Source organism: Actinomadura sp. HBU206391 (assembly GCF_014323665.1).
In the GTDB taxonomy this organism is placed as follows: Bacteria; Actinomycetota; Actinomycetes; order Streptosporangiales; family Streptosporangiaceae; genus Actinomadura_C.
The window spans coordinates 1-5,690 of the sequence record NZ_JABVEB010000315.1 but is presented as its reverse complement, the minus strand read 5'-3'; the positions used below and the strand labels follow the sequence as shown (position 1 = coordinate 5,690).

Annotated in this window: 5 protein-coding genes; 1 reads left to right on the top strand and 4 read right to left on the bottom strand. The window is 73.5% G+C overall.

Features of this window, described 5'->3' with window-relative positions; genetic code table 11:
- Positions 1 to 7: 7 nt before the first annotated feature.
- Positions 8 to 613: an RNA polymerase sigma factor gene (locus HKK72_RS35165; protein WP_261987503.1), complete on the bottom strand. Its 606-nt coding sequence runs from the start codon at positions 611 to 613 to the stop codon at positions 8 to 10.
- Positions 614 to 780: 167 nt separating this feature from the next.
- Here HKK72_RS35165 and HKK72_RS40320 point away from each other — a divergent pair, with 167 nt between their 5' ends.
- Complete coding sequence (locus HKK72_RS40320) at positions 781 to 969, top strand: DUF397 domain-containing protein (protein WP_315987607.1); 189 nt, start codon at positions 781 to 783, stop codon at positions 967 to 969.
- A gap of 25 nt (positions 970 to 994) precedes the next feature.
- Here HKK72_RS40320 and HKK72_RS42550 read toward each other — a convergent pair whose 3' ends face one another.
- From HKK72_RS42550 to HKK72_RS35145, 3 genes are all read right to left on the bottom strand, one after another.
- Positions 995 to 3,229, bottom strand: a complete 2,235-nt coding sequence (locus tag HKK72_RS42550; RefSeq protein ID WP_187238727.1) for a bifunctional serine/threonine-protein kinase/ABC transporter substrate-binding protein — start codon at positions 3,227 to 3,229, stop codon at positions 995 to 997.
- Positions 3,230 to 3,371: 142 nt separating this feature from the next.
- Positions 3,372 to 4,310 (bottom strand): NAD(P)-dependent oxidoreductase, encoded by a 939-nt coding sequence (locus tag HKK72_RS35150; RefSeq protein ID WP_315987606.1) that lies wholly within the window; start codon positions 4,308 to 4,310, stop codon positions 3,372 to 3,374.
- A partial coding sequence (locus HKK72_RS35145) for a class I adenylate-forming enzyme family protein (protein ID WP_187238726.1) occupies positions 4,304 to 5,690 on the bottom strand: 1,387 nt, incomplete at its 5' end. The genes HKK72_RS35150 and HKK72_RS35145, both read right to left, overlap by 7 nt.

The window sequence follows — 5,690 nt, the reverse complement described above, 5'->3', positions numbered from 1 at the left end:
TCGTCCATCACGCGTCCTCTCCGACGGTCGTTGGGTCGGCGCCGCCCAGCGCGGCACGCAGTTTCCTCCGCGCCCGGTGCAGTCGTGATCGCACCGTGCCTGCGGGGATGGCGAGAGCCTCGGCCGCCTCCTCGCCGCTCAGCCCGGCCCAGGCGACGAGCAGCAGCACATCCCGGTCACCGGGTGCGATCGCGGCGAGCGCCGCCGCGAGGCGGCCACGGGTGGCCTCGGCGTCGAGGCCTGCGACGACCCGGTCCGCATGGCCTTCGACGGCGTCGTCGAGGCCGATGCGGGCGAGGGCCTTGTACAGGCGACCCTCGGCCCGGTGGTGGCGGGCCACCAGGTTCGAGGCGATCCCGTACAACCACGGTCGCGCCGACGGGCGGGCGGTGTCGTACCGGCCGCGCCGGTCGAAGGCGATCAGAAAGGTCTCGGCCGCCACGTCGTCGGCCAGGCTCGGCCCGAGCCGCCGTGCCACGTACCCGTGGATCTCGGCGTAGTACCGATCGAAGATGCCGGCGAAGCACTCTGGTTCGCGCCCGGACAGCAGGATGAGGTCGGCGTCCGTGTCCCCGGCGGCGGGATCGCTCAGCGCTCGCATCACCGCCGCCATGTGCGACTCCGTTGGCTCATGTCGTGCCTTTCTCGGGTGGGTGTCACCCCTCCTTCGCCGACACACCGCGACGCGTTCGCGGAACTCCACCGTGTGACGCCCACGGGTCGCTATAGCCTGGCACCGTGAGCGAAGCACAGAGCGACGAAGGCGTCATCATCGAGTTCATCGACGCCAAGGACGCGCCCATCCAGCACAAGGAACTCAGCGAGCGCGTGATCGTCATGCGGGACTCCAAGAACCCCGACGGCCCGGTGCTGTACTTCACCGAGGCTGAGTGGGACGCCTTCATCGGCGGGGTCAAGGACGGCGAGTTCGACGACCTTCTCGACGAAGAGCCGCCCGAGAACCTCTAGCACCCGAACGCCGGCTCCCGGCTCCCTAGGAACCCGAGAGGGTCGCCGTCCCCGCGGCGCCACGCAGTTTCACCCGGCCGCCCGTCACCTGGTAGACGTACACGGCTCCTTCGGCGGGGTCGCCGGTGGCGGCGAACCTGATCCGCCGGGAGGCGCCGCCGAGGTCGACGGTGGCGAGGTATCTGTTGATCGCCTCGCCGGCCCGCCGGTTCGCGGCCCGGTCGGCCGCGTCGGTCCTGCCGGGAGTGCCCGCCCTGTCGGCCTTGCCCGCCTTGATCGCCGAGAGCAGGGCGTTCGCCGCGTCGTAGCCCTCGGCCGTGAAGTACCCGGGGTTGCTGCCGTACTCGGCCCGATAGCGGCGTACGAAGTCCCTGGTTCCCTGCTCCGTGCCCTGCGAGGCGTCGAAACACGAGCAGGCGAAGACCGTGCCCTCGGCATTGCCGCGACCCGCCGCCGACACGAAGTCCGCCGCGAGCGCCGCGTCGGTCAGGTTGAACCGCGCCTTCACCCCCGCCGCGTGCGTCTGCTTCACCAGGCGCGCCGCCGGCCCGTAGGCGCCGCCGTAGAACACGGCCTCCGCCTTGGACTTGCGGATCTTGTCGACCATCGCGGAGAGGTCGGTGGCCCGCTGGGAGAACCGCCCCTCGGTCACCTTGATCCCCCGGGCCCTGAGCACGCCGGAGACGTCCAAGGCGGCGTTCTGGGTGTACATCAGGTCGTCGTCGGCCACGAACACCCGTTTCGGCTCGGTGGTCCTGGCCAGGAAGTCCGCGGCCGAACTCGCCACTCCCTGGTCGCCGGGCACCAGACGGTGCCAGAACCGCCATCCCCGGCCGGACAGGGCCCGTCCGGTCGCCGCCGTCGAGACGTTCGGGACGCCGGCCTCGTCGAAGATCGGGGCCGCCACCTCGGACTCGCCGCTGAACGGTGGGCCGACCACGCCGACGACCCCGTCGGAGACCAGCCGGTGGGCGGCCGCGGAGGTATGTTCCGCCACCCCCTGGGTATCGGCGAGGACCAGTTCGGCCCGCACCGACGGCGAGGTGGCGTTGTACTCCTTCACCGCGAGCTTCGCGCTGTTGAGCATAGGGCGCACGATGTCGGCGTACTCCCCCGTCAGACCCCCGGCGAAGCCGATCCGCACAGTGCCGGGAGCGCCGGCGGCGGGATCGCCGTCGCCGGCGAACACGGCGTAACCGGCGACCGCGATGAGCACGGTCACCACGACAGCGGCCGGAAGTCCGAGCGCGAGCATCACCGTGCGGTTGACCCGCCGGACGGGCCGGGCGGGCCCGCCCCCCGGCTCCGGAGAGGTGACCTGGGGCACGGCACGCGGTGGCCGCCCCCGCCGCTGACCTGGTCGTGGATCGGTCGCGGCCGTGGCGGCGGTGGCGCCGCGGGTCAGGGCGGGTTCGATGCGGTCGCCCGCGACGGCCGGGGGCGGCGCCCCGATCCCGCCCAGCAGCCGGAGCAGTACGCCGTGGGCGGTGGGCCGCCGCGCCGGGTCCTTGCTCAGGCAGCCGGCGACCAGTTCCCTCAGCGGCTCGGGCAGAACGCTCAGTTCCGGATTCAGATTGATGATCCGGTGCATCACCGCCGGTATCGAGTCGGACCCGAACGGAGACTCGCCGGTCGCGGCGAACACCATCGTGGAGCCCCAGGCGAACATGTCCGCCGCGGCGCCCACCGGGCCGCCCGCAAGTTGCTCCGGCGCCATGTACGCGGGGGTGCCCACCACCTGGCTGGTCATCGTGACGGCGGTCGTGTCGAGTGCCCGCGCGACGCCGAAGTCGATCACCCGGGGTCCGTCCGGCCCCATGAGCACGTTCAGCGGCTTGAGGTCCCGGTGCACGATCCCGGCCTGGTGGATCGCCGCCAGGGCGGTGGCGGTGCCGATCGCCAGCCGGATGAGGGCCGAGCCCTCGCGCGGCCCTTCCCGCTGCACCAGGTCCTTCAGCGACGGCCCGGACACGTACTCGCTCACGATGTACGGCTGGTCGCCCGCCACATCGGCGTCGAGCACCTGGGCGGTGCAGAACCCGGCGACGCGTTCGGCCACCGCCAGCTCGCGCACGAACCGGGAACGCGCGGCGGCGTCGCCGGTGAGCTGGGCGAGGAGCAGCTTGACCGCGACCTGCCGGCCACCGGTGCCGCGCCCTAGGAAGACGACGCCCTGGCCGCCCTCACCGAGCCGTCCGATCAGCTCGTAGTCGCCCAGACGCTGGGGATCTCCGGGCAACAGAGGCTGGGCCTCGGCCATCCGCCCTCCACGATTCGTACGCTCCCGGAACCGTTCCCTGCACTTGTACCGCGCGTCGATGGCGCGACCACAGATGGACGAGAGCTCATAGGACTCATCGGACGCGCTGCGTTCGTACCTGATTTCGGACGGTATCAGGCACTCACCATGTCGCCGCGCCCCTGAACGATGTCGATGCAGGCACGTAACCGAGTTCGGCTCGGGCGGCCGTGATGTCGAGCGTGCGCTCCACCGCGAGATGGCCGACGGCGTATCGGGTGAGCCGCGGTGCCTTCGGCCGCCGCGCCAGCAGGCAGGCGGCCTCGACCGCCGAGGCGAGCGGCCAGGCCACCCGCGCCGGGACATAGACCGGGCGGGCGTCGACGCGGCGTTCGGCGAGGAACGCGCGCAGTGCGTCGTCGAGCGCCACCGGCTCGGCGTCGGTCACGTTGAAGACGCCGTCACGCGCCGGCCCGCATGCGGCGCGCACGCAGGCCTGCACCAGGTTGCCGATCGAGGTGAGGCTGACCCGCTGCCGGCCGTCCCCCACCGCGATCAACCGCCGGCCGCGCACCGCCGACAGCAACCGCGGGAGCAGCGTCGTGTCGCCCTGCCCGTAGACGGCGTGCGGCCGCAGGATGACGGTCGGGCGGTCGGCGACGGCGAGGACGGCCCGCTCGGCGGCCGCCTTGGAGGCGCCATAGGCGTTGACGTAGCGCCGGACCGGCGCCTCGTCCTCGGTGGCCATCGCCGTGGGGCGGTAGGGGTCGTACACACTGGCCGTGCTCACATGCACGAATCGGGCGGCGGGGAAGGCGGCGAGCGCGTTCCTGGTCCCGGCCAGATTGGTCGCGAAGAACTCCGCGACCGGGCCCCAGTCGCTCACGGTGCCGGCGCAGTGCACCACCGCGTCGACCCGCGGCGGGTCCACGAGGGGCCCCCGGGTGAGGTCCCACGAGCGGTAGGCGGCACCGCCGACATGCGCCGGCGCGACCTCGGCTCGGCGCCCGTACGCATGCACCCGGCGGCCGGTGCCGGCGAGCGCGCGGCACACCGCACCGCCGACGAAGCCCGACGCGCCCGTCACCGCGACGGTCAGCACGAACCCGCTCCGGACGACAGCGGCCCGGAGAGGAGCTCGCGCAGCCGGTCCCGGTCGACCTTGCGGCCGCGGCCCGAGCGCGGCAACTCGGCCAGCACCGCGATGCGGTCCGGCAGCGCGGCGGCGTCGATCACGCCGGGAAGGATGCGCCGCAGCCGGACCGCCAGACGGTCGCCGGCATCCGCGTCCCGCCGCGTGCCGACGACCGCGAGGACGACCTGCTCGTCCCCCGTCATCGGATCCGCGAGCCCGACGATCGCCGCCTCGGCGACCCCGTCGAGCGCCGCGATCGCGGGCTCGTACAGCCCCGGGTAGAGGTTGAACTTGCCACGGATCAGCATGTCCTTCTTGCGGCCCATCAGCACCAGCCGCCCGGCCTCGTCGATGCGGACGAGGTCACCGGTGGGCAGTTCGGTCAGCGGAGGGTCGCCGAGGTAGCCGCGGCACAGGTTGGGGCCCGAGAGCAGCAGTTCCCCGTCCTCGGCCGGTCGCGCCCCGATGCCCGGCAACGGCACGCCGAGCAGGTCGCCCTCGCCACCCGACTCGGTGTGGGCGAGCTTCTCGCCGGCCGAGGCGAGCGCGACCGGCAGGATCTCGGTCATGGCGTAGACCGACAGCACCTCGGCGTGCGGCGCGGCGCGGACCGCACGGCGCAGCACCCCGGCCGGCGCGGGCGCGGCCCCGAGCAGCACATGGCGCAGGTGACGCGGCAGCTCCGCTCCCTCGGCGTGCAGCGCGCCGAGGACCTCGTCGAGCTGCACGGGAACGCAGAACGTGTGCGTGGCCCCCCGGTCGCGCAGGCCGCGCGCGAAGCCGGCCGGGGTGCAGCCGAGCGGCGGCATCGACCAGCGGGCACCGGAGATCAGCGTCGGCAGCCCCAGCATGAGCTGGTCGGTGTGCACGACGTCGCCGGGCCCGAGCGGCAGCCGGGCCCGGAAGAGGTCCAACGCCGTGGCGAGCGACGCCTGGGTGTGCACGACCGCGCGTGGCCGCGCCGTCGTTCCCGAGGTGAAGATCACGGCGGCTGGGCCGTCGGGACGGCCGGTCCGGTCGTCGGCCGGCTCCGGAGCCGCGCCGCGGGTCAGGCGGGCCAGCGCGAGCGCCTTCCTTGGCACTCCCGGCAGCCACCGGCCGGTGTAAATGTGCCGCATCGGCGGGCCGCCGGGCACCGCCAGCCTCCCGAGATCGGGCAGCAGCAGACCCCGGCGGCGGGCGTACGACCGTACGGGCCGCAGCCGGCTGCTCGCGTAGAGCACCGCCTCAGCGGCCGACCACGCCGGGCGGGCCAGCCCGATCCTGGCCGCGAACATCTCCGGGCCCGCGCCCGGGTCGGCGAAGACGACGACTCCGCCGGCGGCGACCACGCCGAGGGCGAGGACC